Source organism: Nocardia sp. NPDC003999 (assembly GCF_053604885.1).
In genome coordinates this window covers 207,143-226,431 of record NZ_JBSGIB010000011.1, presented here as the reverse complement: position 1 = coordinate 226,431, position 19,289 = coordinate 207,143, and the positions used below count along the sequence as shown (strand labels likewise).

Genomic DNA, 19,289 nt, shown 5'->3' with positions numbered 1-19,289 from the left:
CGGCCGCCGCGCACGCGACGAAGGAGCAAGCGGCGGTCGCGCAAACGCGAGCCACAAGGGGGCCGCGAACACGCCGCGACGAAGTCGCGGCAAATTGAACACAGTAGGCTGTGGCCGTGTCGAGACGAGCCGATGGCAGGGCGGACGATGAGCTCCGCGAGGTCCGGATCACCCGTGGTTTCACCACGCATCCAGCTGGTTCGGTGCTGGTGGAGTTCGGGCAGACGCGGGTGATGTGCACCGCGAGCGTCACCGAGGGGGTGCCGCCGTGGCGGCGTGACTCCGGGTTGGGCTGGCTCACCGCCGAGTACGCGATGTTGCCAGCCGCGACGCACACTCGCAGCGGGCGGGAATCGGTGAAGGGCCGGATCGGCGGACGGACCCAGGAGATCAGCCGTCTGATCGGCCGCTCGCTGCGCGCCTGCATCGACCTCGCCGCGATCGGGGAGAACACCATCGCCATCGACTGCGATGTGCTCCAGGCCGACGGCGGTACCAGGACGGCCGCCATCACCGGCGCCTACGTGGCGCTGGCGGATGCCGTGACCTATCTCGGCGCGGCGGGCGCGCTGGCCGACCCGCAGCCGATCTCCTGTGCGATCGCCGCGGTGAGCGTCGGCGTGGTCGACGGCCGGGTGCGGGTGGATCTGCCCTACGAGGAGGACTCGCGCGCCGAGGTCGATATGAACGTGGTCGCGACCGATACCGGAACGCTGGTGGAGATCCAGGGCACCGGCGAGGGCGCCACCTTCCCGCGCTCCACGTTGGACAAGTTGCTCGATGCCGCGCTCGCGTCCTGCGAGCAGTTGTTCGTCGTGCAGAAAGAGGCGCTGGCGCTGCCGTATCCCGGTGTGCTTCCCGAGCCCGCCGAGTCGAAGAGGAAGTGATGACCCGCCGTCTGCTGGTGGCCAGCCGCAACACCAAGAAACTGAACGAACTGCGCCGCATCCTCGACGAGGCAGGCATCGCCGGAATCGAGATCGTCGGATTGAACGATGTTCCCCCGTACGACGAGGCGCCCGAGACCGGCGCGACGTTCGAGGAGAACGCGCTGGCCAAAGCGCGCGACGGCGCCGTGGCCACCGGATTGGCTTGCGTCGCCGACGATTCCGGTATCGAGGTGGACGCGTTGAACGGCATGCCGGGTGTGCTGTCGGCGCGCTGGTCGGGCAAGCACGGCGACGACGCGGCGAACAACGCGCTGCTGCTGGCACAGCTGTCGGATGTGCCGGACGAGCGGCGCGGCGGGCGGTTCGTGTCCACCTGCGCGCTGGTGGTGCCCGGCGGCGCGGAGACCGTGGTGCGCGGCGAATGGCCCGGCTCGATCGGGCGGAAGCCGGTGGGCGACGGCGGTTTCGGCTACGACCCGCTGTTCGTCCCGGAAGGCGGCGATGTCACCGCGGCCCAGTTGACGCCCGCCCAGAAGGACGCGGTGTCGCATCGCGGGCGGGCGCTGGCCCAGTTGACGCCCGCGCTGGCTGCGCTCGCCGAAGGCTGACGCCTCAGACGCCGAAGGTCTGCTTGACCTGCTTGGCGTTGACGTGTTCGACGAAGAACGACAGCAACGGGATGGTGCCCGCGAGCAGGGTGCCGACGGTGCGCAGGACCGGCCAGCGGACCTTGACCGCGAGGTCGGCGGTGACCAGCAGGTAGACGAAGTACACCCAGCCGTGCACGACCGCGATCCAGCTGGGGGTGGCCACGTCGAAGCCGTACTTGGCGATCATCTCACCGGTGAGCAGCAGCAACCAGAGGCCGGTGATCCAGGCCAGCGCCCGATAGCGCAGCAGCGCCGGACCGATCTTGGCGGCGTTCCCGGCCCTGGCCGGGGCAGCGGTGGTCTCGGTGGAATTCTCGCTGGTGGTCAACCGGCGCTCCTCTCGCGGGTGTGCAGGCCTGCCGTGCGGACCTGTTCTTCGATGTCGTCGGCGTGCAGCGCGGCGAGGTATCGGTTGTACTCGGCGAGCACGGGGTCCTCATCCCGGACGGCCTTCGGGCGCTCGGGCAGCAGTCCCGCCGGGAGTTCGGTCGGCGCGATCGGCTTCGCGGCGCGCCTGGCTGTGGGTGCATCGCGCCGCGAAGCCGCGGCGGACTCGTTCTTTTCCTCTGGTTCGCCTGCCTCGCGTTCCAGCCGCACGAACCGGAAGTAGGCGAAGACGGCGAAACCCGCGAACAGGGGCCACTGCAGCGCGTAGCCGAGATTCTGTGCGGTGCCGGTCGCGGACTCGTACCGTTCCCACTGCCACCAGGCCAGCCCCAGGCAGCCCAGCGCGGCGACGATCACCAGCGCGATGAGGGCCGGGCGGTTGTGTGCCGAGCGGCGGGGTGAGGCGGACACGGCTTCTACGGTACCCGTTCTACTACGCGGGCCGTAGAACAAGGTGCGCCGTCCCGCGCCTGCTGTGACCACGGTCATCGAGGCGACGACCGGTGCGGAGCGGACCGGCGCTCGGGGCGGTGTCGGATGCAGAGACGAGCGGCCGCGCGCCCGCTGCCGGATGTGGCTTCCGATGTGGCAGCGGGCCGCTGCAAATCACGCAGTCGTCACGAGTGGTGCCGCTCGCCGCCATGTGGCAACGCGCATCGGGCGTCCGCTCCGGCGCGTGCCACCGAGCGCGCGGCCGGACTCCGCCTGCGGTGAACTCGACGAGTCGGCCCGGTTCGACCGCAGGGGCCGCGCGCACGACGCGGACCCTTCCGGGCGCATCGACAACCGGGCCCCGGCGTGCAGTTGCCCACTGACTGCTCCGGTGTTGCTCCGCTCAGAACGAGTAGGTGACTCCGGTCTTGCGCTCCGACTCTGCCCACAGCCGCTGCCACAGGTCCTTGTTCTGCGACAGGCGGGTGGACGACGAGGGTTTCACCGGGCCCTGGCTGCCGAAGAGCCGGGTCGGGCCCCAGTAGGTCTCGGGATCGGCGTCCGGCATGGTGGCGGCGAACAACGTCGAGTGCGCGGCCTTGGCGGGCGAGTGCCCGATCAGGCGGATGAACGGCTTGGAGATGTGGTCGAGCGGGGTCTCGGTGTGCGCGAAGAGGTCGGTGGCCGAGACACCGGGGTGCACCGCGTAGGAGCGCTTGCGGGAGCCGGATTCACGCAGCCTGCGCTGCAGTTCACGGGCGAACATCAGATTGCACAGCTTGGCCTGCGCATAGGCGAGATTGCGCTGGTAGCGGCGCTTTTCGTAGTCGAGGTCGTCGATCCAGAGCTTCGGCGTCTGCTTGTGCGCGATGCTGGAGAGGGTGACCACCCGATCGGTGATCCGGTCCAGCAGGAGGCCGGTGAGCGCGAAGTGCCCGAGGTGATTGACGCCCCACTGGGTCTCGAAGCCGTCTTTGGTTCGCGAGAACGGGATGTTCATCAGGCCGGCGTTGTTGACCAGGACGTCGAATTCGCCGCTGTCGTCGGCGAACTTGCGCACCGAGGACAGATCGGCCAGGTCCAGTTCCGCCACGCGGACATCGCCGTCGATGCCCGCGGCGACCTCTTTCGCCTTGACCGCGTTGCGGCAGGCCATGATCACGGTCGCGCCCTTGGACGCCAGGACTTTCGTGGTGACGGCGCCCAAGCCGCCGTTCGCGCCGGTGATGACAAAGGTGCGTCCCGTCTGGTCCGGGATCTCAGCTGGTTTCCACGCCATGCGCCAACCTTACTCTGGAGTAAGTTTCCGGGGAAGATATCGGCATCGATCGTCTCAGACGCAATGGCTCGTGTCGCGGAACGCGCCCGCGACACGAGCTGTCGGCCGGGTCGTTCAGCGGCCGCTGCCGATGGGTTGCCCGAAGGCGGCCGCGAGTACGGCACCCACCGTGTCGCTCCACACCTGCCAGGTGGCGGGGTCCAACGTCATCGAGCCGACATCGGTGATGGTGACGCCGCCGGCCACCGGCGCGCCCGCGAAGCGGTCCTTCAGCCACAGCAGCGCGCGCGGTGCCGCGATCGGGTCCAGGGTCAGGTGCTCGCTGAAGTGGTCGCGGATGTACTCGACCCGCGCGCCCGGGTCCTCGGCATAGGTTCCGACGAGCTCGTTGACCGGTCCGACCGGGATCAGCCAGTCGGCATTGGCCTGGTACATCAGCATCGGCATGTCCGGCACGGCCTTGCCGAGCTTCGTCTTGTGCAGCACGTCGGCGACAGCGGGGTCGGTGAAGGGATTCTTCGCCAGCATCCCGAGGTTGTCGGCGAACGGGAACAGCGCGGCCTGGTAGCTGGCGCAGAGTTGTTCCTTGCCCGCGATCATGAGCTTGCCCAGGCCGTTCGCGTTCTCGTCGAGGAATTTCCGCAGCTCGGGATATTCGCGCGAGACGCCGAGCGCGCCCGCGAAGATCAGCCCGGCGGAGAGATTGCCGTTGGCCATCCGCAATGCGGCCGACAGGTCGGCGGGGATGCCGCCCTCCGCGGTGCCGACCACGTTGAGTTCGGGTGCGTAGTCGCGCTTCAGTTCGGCGGCCCAGCCGGTGGCGATCGCGCCGCCGGAGTAGCCCATCATCCCGACCCTGGTCCCGGTCCCGGACAGTTGCATCGGTGCGAAGTTCTCCGCGGCGCGAATGCCGTCGAGCGTGATCCGGCCCGCCAAAGGACCTGCGGCGTAAGCCGAGTCGGGCCCCTGGTGGTCGGGGATCACCGCGGCCCAGCCTTGGGCCAGTGCGGCCTGCACCTCGAGGAACTGGGCCGCCACCAGGGTGGAGCCGGTCAAGGTCGCGGGGATGGAACCCATCTGGAGTTGATACGACGGCATGCAGTAGTTGCCGGTCGAGTCTTCGGCGATCTGGTAGGAGAACAGCGGCCGGTCGGCGACGTAGCCGCGCGGCTTGATCACCGTGGCCACGGCGGGGATGGCCTCGCCGCGGGAGTTGGTGGAGCGGTAGGACAACTGCCAGGCGTCCACGTTCACCGGGAGCAGCGACAGGTTCGCCAGATTCACCTGGCGTGCGGCGATGATCTGGCCGGGGGACAAGTCGGTGTAGGTCTGCGCGGGCGGGCGATAGAACGCCGGGTCGAAGCCCGGCGGCAGCGGCGGCAGGGGGAACGGCAGTGCGGGCTGGACCACCGGATCGTCCGGCGCGGGCTCGGCGGCTGCCGAGGCGGGGAGGAAGGGCAGTCCCACCGCCACCACGGCGAGCGCCGCGAGCAGCTTCGGTGCGTGCTTGCGCGAAATGACCACGCGAGAACCTTTTCGTTCTGTGAGCCACATTTGTGAGCCCCATCGGTTTCAGACTGGACCCGAGTATGCGGCGTCATGACCCGGATCACAAGTACGAATCGGGCGGCGGCCAAGGCATGCGGGGTAGTTCGTGGTCGCCGGGATTTCGCTACGGTGAGAGATATGACGGCGACAGTGGGCAGGCAATACGGCGGGCGTGCCGTCGTGGAGCGGAAAGCCGAGCGGCGCCAGCGGTTCCTCGACGCGGCCACCCGGATCTTCGCCGAGCGCGGTTACGCCGATTGCTCGCTGGCCGACGTATGCGCCGCCGCGGGTCTGTCCAAGCGTCAGTTCTACGAGGAGTTCCAGACCAGGGAGGACGTTCTGGTCGCCGCGTACGACCGGATCCAGGACGAGGCCGCCGCGGCCGTGGTCGCGCGGATGGACGCGCTCGACCCGCGGTTCGACCTGCGCGCCGCGATGACCGCCGTGGTGACCGCTTATCTCGAGTCGATCGGCGCCGATCCCTACCGCGCCAAGGTCGCCTTCATCGAAGTGGTGGGCGTGAGCGAACGGATGGAGCGCCACCGCCGCGAACGCAGGCACGCGTGGGCTTCCGTGCTGGAAACCCACGTGGTTCCGGTGGTTGCTCCCGGTTCGCGGGTGCGCGGCACGCCGGGGTGGGGGGCGAGCGCCTTGATCGGCGCGATCAACGGGCTGGCGCACGAGTGGGTGCTCGCCGATCCGCGTCCGTCGGTGGCCGAACTCGTCGATCTGCTCGTGCCCATCGCGATGTCGCTCATCGAGCGGCCGGAGGAAGCGCCGGAGGGCGAACCCGGCTGATTCGCTGCCGTGTCGCTGGATATCCATCGACGCGGCAAAAGCCCATACTGGGCTGATGGCCGGTTCGGTTGCTGTCGCCGCGGACCCTGTTGCCCCGATGGGCAGGGCCAAGACAAACATCGTATTCGGCACCATCGTGCTCGGCATGCTCATGGCGGCGCTGGACCAGACCATTGTGTCCACCGCGCTGCCCACCATCGTCGCCGACCTCGGCGGGGCGGGGCACATGGCGTGGGTGGTCACCTCGTACCTGCTCGCCGAGGCGGTGGCGACCGCCCTCGCCGGAAAGCTCGGCGATCTGTTCGGCCGCAAGCTGGTGTTCCAGATCAGTGCGGTGATCTTCATCGTCGGCTCGATGGTCGCAGGCCTGGCGAACGGCATGCTGGTGCTGGTCCTCGCTCGCGGGATCCAGGGCTTCGGCGCGGGCGGACTGATGGTCACGTCGATGGCGCTGATCGCAGACATCATCCCGTTGCGGCAGCGGGGTAAGTACCAGGGCGCGCTGGGTGCGGTATTCGGCGTGACCACGGTGATCGGTCCGACGCTGGGCGGCCTGTTCACCGACCACGCCAGCTGGCGCTGGTGCTTCTACGTCAACGTGCCGGTCGCGGTGGTGATGATCGCGTTGGCGGCCCGCACCATCCCACGGGTGCGCGCGGCGGCCAGGCCGATCATCGATTACCTCGGCATCGGCTTGGTGGCGCTGGGCGTCTCCTGCCTGATCCTCGGCCTGGAATGGGGCGGGCAGCAGTACGCGTGGGGCTCGCCGACGATCGTCGGCCTGTTCGCCGCGGCGGCTTTCCTGCTCGTCACGTTCGTCGGGGTCGAGTTGCGCGCAGCGGAACCGATGCTGCCGATGGGGTTGTTCCGCAGCCGGGTGTTCACGGTGTGCTCGATCCTCAGTTTCATCGTCGGCTTCGCCATGCTCGGCTCGATGACCTACCTGCCCGCGTATCTGCAATACGTCGACGGTGTTTCGGCCACCATGTCGGGTGTTCGCACACTGCCGCTGGTGGTGGGCCTGTTCACCACCTCGATCCTGTCCGGGCAGGTGGTCGGCAAGACCGGGCGCTACCGGTACTTCCCTATCGCGGGCACGTTGGTCATGGCGCTCGGCCTGTACTTGATGTCGACGATGGGCCGGACCACCGGCACATTGCTGGAGTCGCTGTACATGCTGATCCTCGGCCTGGGTATCGGACTGGCGATGCAGGTGCTCACCATCGTCGTGCAGAACACCGTGCCCTACGCCCAGCTGGGTACCGCGACCTCCGGTGTCACGTTCTTCCGCACGCTCGGTAGCGCCTTCGGGACGGCCATCTTCGGCACGCTCTACAGCAACCAGATCGGCCCCAACCTCGCCGCCGCGCTGGCTCAGGTGCGCGTGGTGCCACCCGAGGTCGCGGCGGACCCGCAGGCGTTGCGCGCGTTGCCCGCCGAACAGTCGGCGCCGATCATCGATGCGTACGCGGACTCGATCGATTATGTGTTCTTCTGGGTCGTTCCGATCGTGCTGGCCGGATTCGTGGTCGCGTGGTTCCTGCCCGAGGTGCCGCTGCGTGACAGCGCGCGGGCGGGGGCGGGTGATGTGGGCGAAGGGTTCTCGGTGCCCGACTCGCCCGATCGGCTGGTGCAACTGGAACGCGCCATCGCGGGCACCATGCACCGAGCGGGGGCGGAGGATCCGATCGGCGCGCGCATCCTCGCCGACGCGGACAGCGACCTCACACGCGGTGAGGCATGGGCGCTCGGCCAGGTGTATCTGCGCGACCGGGTGCGCGGTGACGCCACGCTGGCCGGAATCGCCTGGGCGCACCGAGTGCCCCAGGAGGTGATCGAGCCGATCTACGACCAGGTCGGCGCGGAGGGCTATCTGACGCGAGAGGGTAAACGCTTGCGGCTCACCGATTCCGGTGCGGCCGAGATGGATCGGATCAAGGCGGCCTGGCGGCGCTGGCTCGACACCAGGCTCGACGACTGGAACGAGGCCGACCCGGCCGATCGCGCACTGCTGGATCAGGCGCTGACGAACATCGCCACGAAGTTGCTGGAGGACCACGCGCGTGAGCAGGAAACGGTGCCCGCCTGACCGCTCTTGCGGGCGATTACTCGTAGACGTATATTCGTAGACGAGTAAGGAGGAGGTGCCGCGATGAAGAAACGCAAGGTCGACAACCTGCTGGCGCTCGCGGTGCTGTCCGTGATCGTCGAGCGCCCCATGCATCGCTACGAGATCGCCCAGACCCTGCGTGACCGGGGCAAGGACCACGACATGGCGATCAAATGGGGTTCGCTCTACACGGTCGTGCAGAACATGGCCAAGGTCGGGTTCCTCGAGGTCGTCGGCAGTGAACGGGCGGGCGCCCGTCCCGAGCGAGTCATCTATCGGATCACCGACGAGGGTCGCGCCGAGATGGCCGATTGGACCAGGGAACTGCTGTCGACTCCGGAACCGGAACCGCACCGGTTCGTCGCGGGGCTGTCGATTCTCGCTGTGCTTCCGCCCGCCGAGGTGGTCGAACTGCTCGCCACCCGCCTCGAAGCGCTGGATCGAACCATCGAGACCGTACGTCGTGAACTCGGCGAACTCGCGGGCGCGTTGCCGCGATTGTTCATCGTCGAGTCCGAGTTCGGACTGGCGATGCTCGAAGCCGAGGCGGCGTGGACGCGCTCACTGCGCGCGGAACTGACCGAGGGCACCTTCCCCGGACTGGCGCAATGGCGCGAGTGGCACGAGCGCGGCGCGCTGCCGTCGGAGGTCGCCGAAATGGTGGAGAGGGGGATGGCCGAGGACTAGCCGAGAAACCGGGCCCGGCGAAGGTGCGGCAACACCGCCGCCGGGCCCGATCGAACAGTCTCGAACCGCGCCCGCGAACGCGCACCCGGCTACAAGGCTGGCAACCACAGGATAACCGGGTGGGTGGCGCGTGTGTCGGTCCGGGAACCGAAACCCATATCGCACGAATCCTGGAGACACCCATGTCCACAACACGTACCGCCCTGGTGATCGGTGGCGGCATCGCCGGCCCCGTCGTCGCGACGGCCCTGCGCAAAGCGGGCATCGACGCCCGCGTCTACGAGGCCTATCCCGGCCCTTCCTATGGCATCGGCAGCGGACTCGCGCTCGCGCCGAACGGCGTCGCCGCGCTCGACATCATCGGGGCGGGCGACCCGGTCCGCGCCATCGCGCTTCCGGTCCGCAACATGAACATGTCCGTCGGCGCGAAGGTGCTGGCGATGCCCGGCATCCCCGATATGCCGCCGCTGCAACTGGTCGATCGCAGCGAGCTGCACCAAACGCTGCACCGGCACGCGGTCGCGGCGGGCGTTCCGTTCGAGTACGACAAGCGCCTGGTCGATGTGCGCGAGGACGCGTCGGGCATCACCGCCCAGTTCGCCGACGGCAGCACAGCCACCGCCGACGTGCTGATCGGCGCGGACGGCATCCGCTCGCGGGTGCGCACGCTGATCGACCCGAAGGCGCCCGGCCCCGACTACACCGGCATGCTCGGCTTCGGCGCGACCACCGAGTGCGACGCCGACATCCCCCCGGACACCATGACCTTCGCGTTCGGCAAGCGGGCCTACTACCTGTACTGGCCGCTCGGGGACGGGCGGGTGGCATGGGGAGCGAACCTGCCGCACAAGGAGTATCTGTCGCTCACCGCCGCGCGGGCGGTGCCGAGCGCGCACTGGTTGCGCATCCTGCGCGAGGTCTACGGCGACGACACCCCTGGCGGCGAGCTCGCTCGGCGCACCACCGAGGAGCAGTTGGAGGTGGTCGGCGCGCTGCACATCATGCCGCCGGTGCCGCACTGGTATCGCGGGCGGATGGTGCTGGTCGGCGATGCGGTGCACGCTCCGTCCAACAGTTCCGGTCAGGGCGCGTCGCTGGCGATCGAGAGCGCCGTGCAGCTGGCCCGCTGCTTGCGTGATCTGCCCGCTCCGGAGGCGTTCGCGGTGTACGAGCGCTTGCGGCGCGAGCGGGTGGAAGGCGTCGCGGCGCGCGCGGCGAAGATCAATCACAGCAAGACGCCGGGGCCGGTGGGACGCAAGGTCATGCAGTTGCTCATGCCGGTCATGGCCAAGACCGTGATGAAACCGGAGAAGACCATGGGCCCGGAGCAGCGCTACCGGATCGACTGGGACGCTCCCGCCGAGCACGAGCTCGCGTCGGTCTGAGTCGGCCGGAGGTCCCTCGGGTCCGAGCGACCCGGGGGACCTCCGGTGCGGCTATCGGCGGCGGAATAGAGTTGCGTGGTGAGCGATAGGGATTCCGATGGAAATCTGGATCTGAACCAGTTGCGCACCTTCCTGGCAGTGCACCGGGCCGGTTCGATCACAGCCGGGGCGCGGCTGGTCGGCTTGTCCCAGCCGACCGTGACCGGCCAATTGCAGGCGTTGGAGAAGCGGCTCGGCGCGCGACTGTTCGACCGATTGCCGCGCGGCGTCGCGCCGACCGCGGCGGCGACCGAGCTGGCGGCGCGCATCGCCGCGCCGCTGGACGCGCTGGACACCGTGGCGGGTCCGGTCCACCGGGCCGAACCCGCGCCACAGCCCGCCGTTCGTCTCGCCGGACCCGCCGAGTTCCTCGCGGTGCACGGGCTCCCCGCGCTGGCGCCACTGGTCGAGCGAGGGGTTCGACTGGCGGTCCACGCGGGGCTGACCGACGACTTGCTCGGCGGGCTCCGGGCCGGGCACTTCGACCTGGTGGTGTCGACGGTCCGGCCCAGAGGCCGGACGGTGGTCGCCGAACCGCTGGGTGACGAGGAGTTCGTGCTCGTCGCCGGGCCGCAGGTCGCCGCGCGCGTCGACGGCGACCTGTTGCGGACCAAGGGCCCGGTCGCGTTGTCCGATGTTCCGCTGGTCAGTTACGCCCCGGATCTGCCGATCCTGCGCCGGTATTGGCGGCACGTCTTCGGCGTCCGGCTCGCCGCCGAGGCCGCGGTGGTCGTCGCCGATCTGCGCGCGGTCGCCGGGGCGGTCGCGGCGGGCGCGGGGATCAGTGTGCTGCCGCGATATCTCTGTGCGGCCGAACTGGATTCGGGATCGCTCGTCGCGCTGTTGGAACCGGAGGACCCGCCGATCAACACGGCATTCCTGGTGCGTCGGCCCGGACCCGCTGTCCGCCCGCACGTCGAGCTGGTCCGTCAGCGGCTGACCGCCGCGGCGCTGCACTGGTGAGCGCGGGCCCGCTCAGTATCGCGCCGCGCGGTCGCGCAGAATTCGCGCGGTCCGCTCGTCGCCGGGCAGGAACGCCTCCAATTGCAACTCGGCGAGCGTGACGTCCACCGCGGTGGCGAAGGAGGTGAGCGTGGTGATCAAACGCAATTCCCCTTCGGCGCAGCGCAGGCGCAGCGGCACCGCGAAACCGAGATGGTCCGGTCCCGGTTCGGCCTGGGGCAGATACGTCTCCAGCTCGGCGATCAGCTCGTCCAAGGCGGGATCGGGGCTGCGGGCCATCCGGTTGCGCAGCGCCTCGGTGACGTGCCGTCCCCATTCCGGCAGGTTGACCACGCGGGCGGCCAGTCCCTGCGGGTGCAGCGCGAGCCGCAGCACATTGACCGGCGGTTCCAACAGCCACGGCGCGGCCCCCTCGGTGAGCACCTCGAAGGCCGAGTTGGCGGCGAGCAGGACGCCGTGCGGCCGGACCACCAGCGCCGGGTAGGGCAGGTGGCCGTCCAGGATCGCCCGCAACGCCTCCAGCATCGGCGCCAATTCCACGGTATCGAGCGCCGATTCGGGGAAGACCGGCGCGTAACCCGCGGCGAGCAGCAGTCCGTTGCGCTCACGCAGTGACAGCTCCAGTGATTCGGCCAACCGCACCACCATCGTGCGTCCGGGGCGTGAGCGGCCCTGTTCCAGGAAGCTGAGATGACGCTGCGTGGTGTCGGCGCGGATCGCGAGATCCAGCTGGCTGACCCGTCGCAGCGTGCGCCAATGCTTGAGCTGCCGGGCGAACCCGGTGGACTCGGCCGCCGTCGTCATGGCAGCAGTATCGGGCGTCGGGCGGCGGCTTCGCCATACCTTGCGGGGAATCGCGCAGGCTCCGAACGACGGCAAGACTCCGTCCCATGAGCAATCAACTCGATGCACAGGAACTGTCCCGATTCGCCGATCGCTACATCGCGCTGTGGAACGAATCCGACGCGCAGGCCAGGCACAAGCTGATCCGGGAACTGTGGTCCGAGGACGGCGCCCAGGTGCTGGTGGATCCGCCGCAGGAGATGCGGGAAGCGCTTGCCCGACTGTCCTTCCCGATCCCGACCGTGGAGATCCGCGGCTACGAAGCGCTGGACCGGCGCGTGGATCGCGCCTACGAGGAATTCGTCGCCCCTGGTGGGCACGTGTTCGTACCCAAGGGGCGGGCGGTTCGTCTGTCACTGAATCTGATCGGCCTGACCTGGCACATGGTGACGAAGACCGACGGGGCGGTCGTCGGCGGCGGATACGACGTCATCGCGCTCGACGACGCGGGCCGGATCCGGTGGGACCACCAGTACATCGGTGTCGCGTGATGCGGGCCGTCGCCTACCATCTCGACCCCGCGCGCGGGGCGGCCGCGCTGACCGTCGCGCCGCAGGAGATGCCAGAGCCAGGGCCACGCCAAGTGGTGATCCAGATGCTGGCGGCGTCACTGAATCGTCGCGATCTCATGTTGCTGGACGGAACGTATCCGCTGCCCGCGACCCCGGGCGTCGTCCCGCTCAGCGACGGTGTCGGCGCGGTGATCGCCGTGGGCGAGGAAGTGACGCGCGCCGCGCTGGGCGACCGGGTGACCGCCTCCTACTTCGTCCGCTGGATCGACGGGCCACAGCGCCAAGCGCACGTGGTCGAGCAGTACGGCGCCACCTATCCCGGCATGCTCGCCACGTACGCGGTGCTGGAAGAGGATTCGGTGGTGCACGTGCCCGACCATCTCACCGACGTGGAGGCCGCCACGCTGACCTGCGCCGGAGTGGTGGCGTGGGCGGCGCTGACCACGCCGCTGCCGGTGCTGCCCGGCGAGACCGTCTTGACCGTCGGCAGTGGATCGGTGGGCCTTTTCGGTGTGCAGCACGCGAAAATGCTGGGAGCTTATGTCATCTCGGTGACCTCGAGCGCGCGAAAGGCCGAGCGGCTGCGCGCGCTGGGAGCCGACGAGGTGATCGATCGGAGCCGGACACCGGACTGGGAGCTGGCCGTGCTGGACCGCACCGGAGGCGACGGTGTGGAACACATCCTCGACGCGGTGGGCATGCCGACCCTGGCGAAATCCGTGCGGTCGGGCGGATACAACGCGCGGATCACGATGATCGGTGCGTTGCCCGCCACCGACGCGCCCGTAGGCAACCCGTTCGGGACGTCGTATCTGTCGATTCGCCGCATCGCGGTGGGCAGCCGGACGCAGTTCGAGGCGATGAACCGAGCGATCACCGCCCACGGGATGCGTCCCGTCATCGACCGCGTGTTCGCGTTCGAGGAAGCCGAAGCGGCCTACCGGTATTTCCGCACCGGAGACCCCTTCGGGAAGGTGGTGATCGAGTTCCCCTAGGACTCAGGGGCAGGCGGTGAGAATCCGCGTCATGGCGTCCTTTTCGGCCGCGGTGACCCAGAGTTGGTAGGCCGTCTTCACCTGGATCTGCCTGGTCACGTAGGCGCAGTGGTAACCCTTGTTCGGCGGCAGCCAATCGGCCGCGTCGGAGTCGCTCTTGGACTGGTTGGTCGGACCGTCCACGGCCTGCAGGTTCAGCGGGTCGTTGGCCAGGTCGCGGCGGCGTTCGGCGGAAAGCTTCTGTGCGCCTTTCTGCCACGCGTCCGAGAGCGCGACGACATGGTCGATCTGCACGTCGTCGGAGGACTTCGTGCCGCGCTTGAAGTCGATGGTCTTTCCCGTGTAGAAGTCGGCGAGCGTTCCGGTCGCGACGATGCACTTGCCCGACTTGAACGTCACGTCGGTCATGTCGCGCTGGAGGATGTCGTTGCGGGTGTCGCAGCCGTTGTTGCCGCCGGGCACCGAGACGTTGTCGGACCAGGGCGGCCCGAATTCGTCACGGCTGTATCCGGTCTTGGGCGCACGGTCGGCCACGCGCAGCGCGTTCAACAGCGCGAGCGCGTCGCGCGAGGGAATCGGGGCGGGCGCGTCGGCGCAGGCCCGTCCGCCGGAACCGCAGCCCGACGCGGTCGACTGGCCGGGCGGAACGGTTGTGCAGGAGACCAGTCCGATGGAAGTCGCCACCATGATGCCGATCAGAGCCAGCCGTTGCACTGTGGACTTCATCGAACTTCCTAACGCCGAATCCCTTTGAAACTGTAACCGGCGAAAAGGTATCCAGTGACCGGCTTCGCGCAACCGATCGGCGCGTATGAGATTCGGCACAGCTGGCCGGTAACGGGCCGTGCGCCAGAGCTGCCGAGCCGGAGAACGGGGCCGCCCCCGAATCGCCGTGCCGGCGCCGATTCGGGGGCGGTGATCACGAGGAGGCCGGTGGAGCCGCGCGGTTGTGCGGATGGTTGTCCACTCCGAAGCCCGCACTGGGACGACACCACGGGGCTGATGAGGGGGAGGTCCCGAGGTGTCGAGCCGCGCCTGCTCCGGACTCACTCGTGATGATCAGGGGTGATCGATGTCCGGCGGGCGCCGGTGACCAGGGAAGCCGCTCTCCGGTTGCAGCACGCATCCGCTCCGTCTCGATCACGCTTTGTTCTACGTATCAAGACAGTAGATAGATGCCGCGCGAATTGGCAAGTTCGTTCGGACGGTTCGAAAAGTTTCTCAGCCGATCTTCAGTTTCGGCCACACATCTACTGCATGAGTACGGATGTATCCGAGAGTTGCCGCCCTCGCGACGACCGGTTCGACGGGCCTGTGACGATGCTCACTCCACATCCGGTCACAGGCGGTGTGATTCCTGTGTCCAAACGGGTGCAGGCGAAAAGCCGGACCCGAAAGGACCACATCATGCCCACCGTCGACGTCATCGACTCGTTCATCAATTACCGCGACACCGGTGCGGGAGAGATCCCCGTCGTGTTCCTGCACGGCAATCCGACCTCCTCGCATCTGTGGCGCAACGTCATTCCGCACGTGGCCGACCGGACCCGAGTGCTGGCGCCGGACCTGATCGGCATGGGGGAGTCGGGCAAGCCGGACAGCGCCTACCGTTTCACCGATCACGCCGCCTACCTCGACGCCTGGTTCGACGCGCTCGGGCTGGACCGAGTGGTGCTGGTCGGACACGACTGGGGCGGCGCGCTGGGCATGGACTGGGCCGCGCGGCATCCCGGCCGCGTGCGCGGGATCGCGCTGATCGAAACGTTCTTGCGGCCGATGCGCTTCGACGAGCTGCCTCCGCTCGGCGCCGAGCTGTTCCGGAAGTTTCGCTCGGCGGAAGGGGAGCGGATGATCCTGGAGGAGAACATCTTCATCGAGTTCAACCTGCCGAAGGGCGTCGCCGACCTGTCGCCCGAGGACCACGACGTGTACCGGGCGCCGTATCCGACCCCGGCCTCGCGCAAGCCGCTGCTGGTGTGGCCGCGGGAGTTCCCGCTGGACGGCGAGCCCGCCGACGTGGTCGCCCTGGTGCGGAACTACGACGATTGGGCGGCCGCGACGCCCGAGGTGCCCAAGTTGCTGATGGCGTTGGAGAACGGCGTCGGGCTGGGATCGGCGGAGGCGATCGACTGGGCCGCGAGCACCTTCGCGAGCGCCGAGGTCGTCGCGATCCCTCCGGCGGGCCACCACGCGCCGGAGGATCGGCCGGACGAGATCGGCCGGGCGGTCGCGCAGTGGCTCGATCGGCACGCCTTGGTCGGTGCCGCCGCTCGCGCGTGATCTCGGCCGCGCTGTGACCCGGCAGTGCTTGCGCCGACCGCGGCGCGGGCCGAATGATGGCCGGATGGGCACGGAGCACGAGCGGGTCGCGGCGGACGAGAAGGCCATGGTCGCCCGCGCGGTCGCGGGCGACCGGGACGCCGTCGCCGAGGTGGTGCGCCTGTTGCAGGACCCGCTGTACCGGCTGGCGCTGCGCATGGTCTGGCGGCCCGCGGAGGCCGAGGACGCGACGCAGGAGATCATGGTGCGCGTCCTCGATCATCTGCACACCTGGCGCGGCGAGGCGAAGCTGCTCACCTGGGCCTACCGCATCGGCGTCAACCACCTGCTGAATCTGCGGCGGCAGACCCCGCAGGAGGCCGCGGAACTGAGCTTGGACGCCTACCGGGACGGACTGGCCGACGGTCTGTCGGAGGCGGACTATCGCGGACCGGAAGCGGTGCTTCTAACTGCCGAGGTGCGGCTCACCTGTAGTCAAGGCATGTTGCAATGCCTGGCCCGGGACGAACGGATCGCGTTCGTGCTCGGCGACGTGTTCGAGCTGAACTCCACCGAGGCCGCCTGGATCCTCGACATCACCCCCGCCGCCTATCGAAAGCGGTTGGAGCGCGCCAAGAAACGGCTCGGGAACTTCCTGAACTCGACCTGTGGCCTGGTCGACCCGACGGCGTTCTGCCGCTGCTCACGCCGCGTGGACAAAGCTCTGGCGCTGGGACGGGTCGACCGGAGCCGTCCGGTGTACGCGCGCCATCCGGTCAGCGCGGGCGGGCGCACCGCGGCCGAGGCCGAACGGCAGATGATCCGGCTGCACGACGCGGCGTCGGTGCTGCGCGCGCATCCCGACTACGCCGCGCCGCAGGCGAAGATGGACGCGATCGCGGGGCTGCTCGGTTCGGGGCGTTTCCCCATGCTCGAGGAGACGTGAACCCGCCGCGTCGGTGATCAGCCCGGTGCTTCCGCGTCGGGTGAACCGGTGGCGGGTGAGGTTCCTCGTAGTTCCGTTGCCAGGCGTGTGATCTGCGCGGGGCCGACCCGGCAGCAGCCGCCGATGATCCGTGCGCCTCGGGCGAACCAGTCCCTGGCTTGCCCTGCGGTGAACCGGGTGGGGCCGGTCCAACGGTGGCGCGCCGCATCCCAGTCCTCACCGCTGTTCGGGTAGGCGACCACGGGCTTGCCGGTTCCCGCGGCGAGTTCGACCGCGGCGGCGACATCGGCGGGCGCGCAGCAGTTCACGCCGATCGCGACGATCGAGTCCGAGCCCGCGGCCACCGCGAAGGCATCGGTGAGCGGTTGCCCGGCTCTGGTGCGCGCGCCGTCGACGGTGTAGCTCAGCCATGCGGGCACGCCGAGGTCGTTCACCAGGTCGACCAGCGCTTCGGCTTCGTCGACGTCGGGAACGGTCTCCAGGGCCAGCAGGTCGGCGCCCGCCTCCGCGAGCACCTCCATGCGCGGTCGATGCCAGGCCCGCAGTTCGGCCACGGTGCGCCCGTAGCGGCCACGGTATTCCGATCCGTCCGCCAGCGCGGCGCCGTAGGGGCCGACCGAGGCGGCGACCCAGCGGCGTCGATCAGCGGTCTCGGCGTCGCACGCGGCACGAGCCAGCGCCACGCCACGTCGCCACAGCTCCACCGTCTGCGCCTTGGTCAGCCCGCGCGCGGCGAAGCCATCGAAAGAAGCCTGATAGGTGGCGGTGGTCGCGATGTCGGCGCCCGCCCGGAAATAGACTTCGTGCGCGGACCGGATCGCGGCGGGATCGTCCACGAGCAGACGGGCCGACCACAACGCGTCGGACAGGTCGTGGCCGCGCGCCTCCAGCTCGGTGGCCAGTCCACCGTCCGAGATCAGTGCCCCCGCCGCAGTGTCGAACAGCACGGCTCCACTGTAGGACGCGGATTCACTCGTCGTCGGTGGGCTGGGCGGTCGGGGGTACCCCGGTGTCGAGGAAACGGATGAGCCGGTCGATGCGCGCGGTGTGGTCGGCACAGCGCTCCAAGTGGTGTCCCAGCAGTGCGTTGTCGATCGCGACTTCGGTGGACGGCTGGGACGCGGGGTCGCGCAGCGCGGAATGCAGTTGCCGGTGCAGCGTTTCCATCGAATGGTCCGCGGGCGTCTCCTCCTCCGGCAGCGGGTGCCGACCGGCGACCGCTCGCCCGGCCGAAGCCGTACGCTCGGCCGCCAGCTTGCCCATCGCGGCGAGGATGTCCAGGATGGGTTGCTCGGCAGCGTGTCCGGGGTGACTCTGATACACCTTGTCGGCGACCCGGCTGGCGAGCCAGCCGATGCGGGACAGCTCACCGGCGATCTGGATCGCGGTCACCACATGCCGCAGGTCGCGGGCCACCGGAGCCTGTAGCGCCAGTAACACCACGGTGCGCGCCTCGCAAGCGCCGTACATCTTCTGCAACTGCTCGTCGAGCGCGAAGACCTCGTATGTCGCGGTGAGGTCGGCGTCGACGAGCGCGTCGGTGACACGCTCGACGGCGTCGTGGGCCAGCGTGCACATCAGCGTCAGATCATTGGTCAACGCGATGAGCTCGGCAGTGAACTGGGTGCGCACCGCCAAATTCTCACCTATCGACCGGGGCGGGGTCGATTCCTTGTCGGATGTTCTTCGGTAACGACATCGCCTCGACATGCCGTCGCGGACGGGAACGCTGGACCACGCGCGATCGCTTCGCCAGCAAAACGACGGGAAAATACAGTTGAGGCAGTGCTTTTCGCGGCCGGAACACGCTATGGCGGATCGGGCGCACCGGCGCGCGCGACGGCGGGCGGCACTCGCGCACGCATGCCGGCCGGGGCAGCGGAGGAGATGCATTGCCCGATCGGGGATCTATGGCGCGCATCACATTGCGCTGTTGCGGCGCATGGCGACTCGCGTGGTTGCTCGTCGCGTGCCCTGTTCGGCTCCGTGCGGCGGCGTGGACGGTCGATACTGCGCGACGCGATGGGCGGGCGTTTGCGTCCCGGTTCCTGTGGCTGCCGCGGTCCGCCGTGTGCGGGTCCGTGCCCTGGTCAACGCCCGAATCGCACACGCGGCGAAGCCAGCCGACAGGTGCGCCCGGTGTTACGGTCGCGGCATGCCGAACTTGCGCGATATCCAGCATCGTGTGGTGACGACGTTCCAGCGCCGACTGGGTAATCCGATCCTCAGTACGCTGCCCGGGCAGACTCTCCTGGAGACCACCGGCCGGGTGAGCGGTCAGCCGCGGATCACTCCGATCGGCGGACGAAAGATCGGCCGGGAATTCTGGCTGGTCTCCGAGTTCGGCGAGCGATCCCAGTATGTGCGGAACATCAAGGCGGACAATCGAGTCCGGCTGCGGCTGCACGGCCGCTGGCACGCGGGCACCGCCCACCTGCTGCCCGACGACGACCCGCGTGCCCGGTTGGCGGCCCTGCCGCGCGCCAACAGCGCGGCCGTCCGGTTGGTCGGCACCGACCTGCTCACGCTGCGCATCGATCTGGACGACTGAACCCGCGGCGGGGCG

General features: G+C 69.0%; 20 protein-coding genes. 12 read left to right on the top strand and 8 right to left on the bottom strand.

Features of this window, described 5'->3' with window-relative positions; all coding sequences use genetic code 11:
* Positions 1-116: 116 nt before the first annotated feature.
* On the top strand, positions 117-887 hold the full coding sequence (gene rph / locus ACWESM_RS22760) for a ribonuclease PH (protein ID WP_355075601.1): 771 nt from the start codon (positions 117-119) through the stop codon (positions 885-887).
* Positions 887-1,498, top strand: a complete 612-nt coding sequence (rdgB, locus tag ACWESM_RS22755) for an RdgB/HAM1 family non-canonical purine NTP pyrophosphatase (protein WP_355075603.1) — start codon at positions 887-889, stop codon at positions 1,496-1,498. The genes rph and rdgB overlap by 1 nt, the downstream gene beginning before the upstream one ends.
* 4 nt (positions 1,499-1,502) lie before the next feature.
* On the opposite strand, the gene ACWESM_RS22750 is transcribed toward rdgB, so the two are convergent.
* The 4 genes from ACWESM_RS22750 to ACWESM_RS22735 form a co-directional block, all read right to left on the bottom strand.
* Positions 1,503-1,868, bottom strand: coding sequence for a DUF3817 domain-containing protein (locus ACWESM_RS22750; protein ID WP_397077039.1), 366 nt, complete (start codon positions 1,866-1,868; stop codon positions 1,503-1,505).
* Positions 1,865-2,338, bottom strand: a complete 474-nt coding sequence (locus tag ACWESM_RS22745) for a transcriptional regulator (RefSeq protein WP_356966895.1) — start codon at positions 2,336-2,338, stop codon at positions 1,865-1,867. Before ACWESM_RS22745 ends, ACWESM_RS22750 begins: the two co-directional genes overlap by 4 nt.
* Positions 2,339-2,762: 424 nt before the next feature.
* Complete coding sequence (locus ACWESM_RS22740; RefSeq protein WP_356966897.1) at positions 2,763-3,638, bottom strand: oxidoreductase; 876 nt, start codon at positions 3,636-3,638, stop codon at positions 2,763-2,765.
* A 114-nt stretch (positions 3,639-3,752) separates the two neighbouring features.
* Positions 3,753-5,162 (bottom strand): lipase family protein, encoded by a 1,410-nt coding sequence (locus ACWESM_RS22735; protein ID WP_364430138.1) that lies wholly within the window; start codon positions 5,160-5,162, stop codon positions 3,753-3,755.
* A gap of 162 nt (positions 5,163-5,324) precedes the next feature.
* On the opposite strand from ACWESM_RS22735, the gene ACWESM_RS22730 reads away from it, so the two are divergent.
* The 5 genes from ACWESM_RS22730 to ACWESM_RS22710 all read left to right on the top strand — a co-directional run bounded on the left by ACWESM_RS22730 (position 5,325) and on the right by ACWESM_RS22710 (position 11,168).
* A complete protein-coding gene (locus ACWESM_RS22730; RefSeq protein WP_364430135.1) occupies positions 5,325-5,984 on the top strand; it encodes a TetR/AcrR family transcriptional regulator in 660 nt (219 codons plus the stop codon).
* Between the two features lie 55 nt (positions 5,985-6,039).
* Positions 6,040-8,073, top strand: coding sequence for a DHA2 family efflux MFS transporter permease subunit (locus tag ACWESM_RS22725; protein ID WP_397279132.1), 2,034 nt, complete (start codon positions 6,040-6,042; stop codon positions 8,071-8,073).
* 63 nt (positions 8,074-8,136) lie between these two features.
* Positions 8,137-8,781, top strand: a complete 645-nt coding sequence (locus ACWESM_RS22720; protein WP_364430129.1) for a PadR family transcriptional regulator — start codon at positions 8,137-8,139, stop codon at positions 8,779-8,781.
* 182 nt (positions 8,782-8,963) lie between these two features.
* The gene (locus ACWESM_RS22715; protein ID WP_364430126.1) at positions 8,964-10,166 is read left to right on the top strand and encodes an FAD-dependent oxidoreductase; all 1,203 of its coding nucleotides are present in this window, start codon (positions 8,964-8,966) and stop codon (positions 10,164-10,166) included.
* Between the two features lie 78 nt (positions 10,167-10,244).
* Entirely contained in the window at positions 10,245-11,168 is a 924-nt protein-coding gene (locus tag ACWESM_RS22710; protein WP_452493560.1) for a LysR family transcriptional regulator, read from the top strand.
* A gap of 12 nt (positions 11,169-11,180) precedes the next feature.
* Here ACWESM_RS22710 and ACWESM_RS22705 read toward each other — a convergent pair whose 3' ends face one another.
* Complete coding sequence (locus ACWESM_RS22705) at positions 11,181-11,972, bottom strand: helix-turn-helix domain-containing protein (RefSeq protein ID WP_397279137.1); 792 nt, start codon at positions 11,970-11,972, stop codon at positions 11,181-11,183.
* 86 nt (positions 11,973-12,058) lie between these two features.
* Here ACWESM_RS22705 and ACWESM_RS22700 point away from each other — a divergent pair, with 86 nt between their 5' ends.
* On the top strand, positions 12,059-12,502 hold the full coding sequence (locus tag ACWESM_RS22700) for a hypothetical protein (RefSeq protein ID WP_452493558.1): 444 nt from the start codon (positions 12,059-12,061) through the stop codon (positions 12,500-12,502).
* Entirely contained in the window at positions 12,502-13,518 is a 1,017-nt protein-coding gene (locus ACWESM_RS22695) for a zinc-dependent alcohol dehydrogenase family protein (protein ID WP_452493556.1), read from the top strand. The genes ACWESM_RS22700 and ACWESM_RS22695 overlap by 1 nt, the downstream gene beginning before the upstream one ends.
* 3 nt (positions 13,519-13,521) lie before the next feature.
* Here ACWESM_RS22695 and ACWESM_RS22690 read toward each other — a convergent pair whose 3' ends face one another.
* A complete protein-coding gene (locus ACWESM_RS22690; protein WP_355075622.1) occupies positions 13,522-14,244 on the bottom strand; it encodes an HNH endonuclease family protein in 723 nt (240 codons plus the stop codon).
* A 531-nt stretch (positions 14,245-14,775) separates the two neighbouring features.
* On the opposite strand from ACWESM_RS22690, the gene ACWESM_RS22685 reads away from it, so the two are divergent.
* A complete protein-coding gene (locus ACWESM_RS22685) occupies positions 14,776-15,798 on the top strand; it encodes a haloalkane dehalogenase (protein ID WP_452493554.1) in 1,023 nt (340 codons plus the stop codon).
* 64 nt (positions 15,799-15,862) lie between these two features.
* Positions 15,863-16,723 (top strand): RNA polymerase sigma factor, encoded by an 861-nt coding sequence (locus tag ACWESM_RS22680; protein ID WP_452493552.1) that lies wholly within the window; start codon positions 15,863-15,865, stop codon positions 16,721-16,723.
* A 17-nt stretch (positions 16,724-16,740) separates the two neighbouring features.
* Here ACWESM_RS22680 and mmuM read toward each other — a convergent pair whose 3' ends face one another.
* The gene (gene mmuM, locus ACWESM_RS22675; RefSeq protein WP_452493570.1) at positions 16,741-17,643 is read right to left on the bottom strand and encodes a homocysteine S-methyltransferase; all 903 of its coding nucleotides are present in this window, start codon (positions 17,641-17,643) and stop codon (positions 16,741-16,743) included.
* Between the two features lie 49 nt (positions 17,644-17,692).
* Positions 17,693-18,355: a phosphate signaling complex PhoU family protein gene (locus ACWESM_RS22670; protein WP_356966915.1), complete on the bottom strand. Its 663-nt coding sequence runs from the start codon at positions 18,353-18,355 to the stop codon at positions 17,693-17,695.
* A 523-nt stretch (positions 18,356-18,878) separates the two neighbouring features.
* On the opposite strand from ACWESM_RS22670, the gene ACWESM_RS22665 reads away from it, so the two are divergent.
* Positions 18,879-19,274, top strand: coding sequence for a nitroreductase/quinone reductase family protein (locus tag ACWESM_RS22665; RefSeq protein WP_355075629.1), 396 nt, complete (start codon positions 18,879-18,881; stop codon positions 19,272-19,274).
* Positions 19,275-19,289 lie beyond the last annotated feature (15 nt).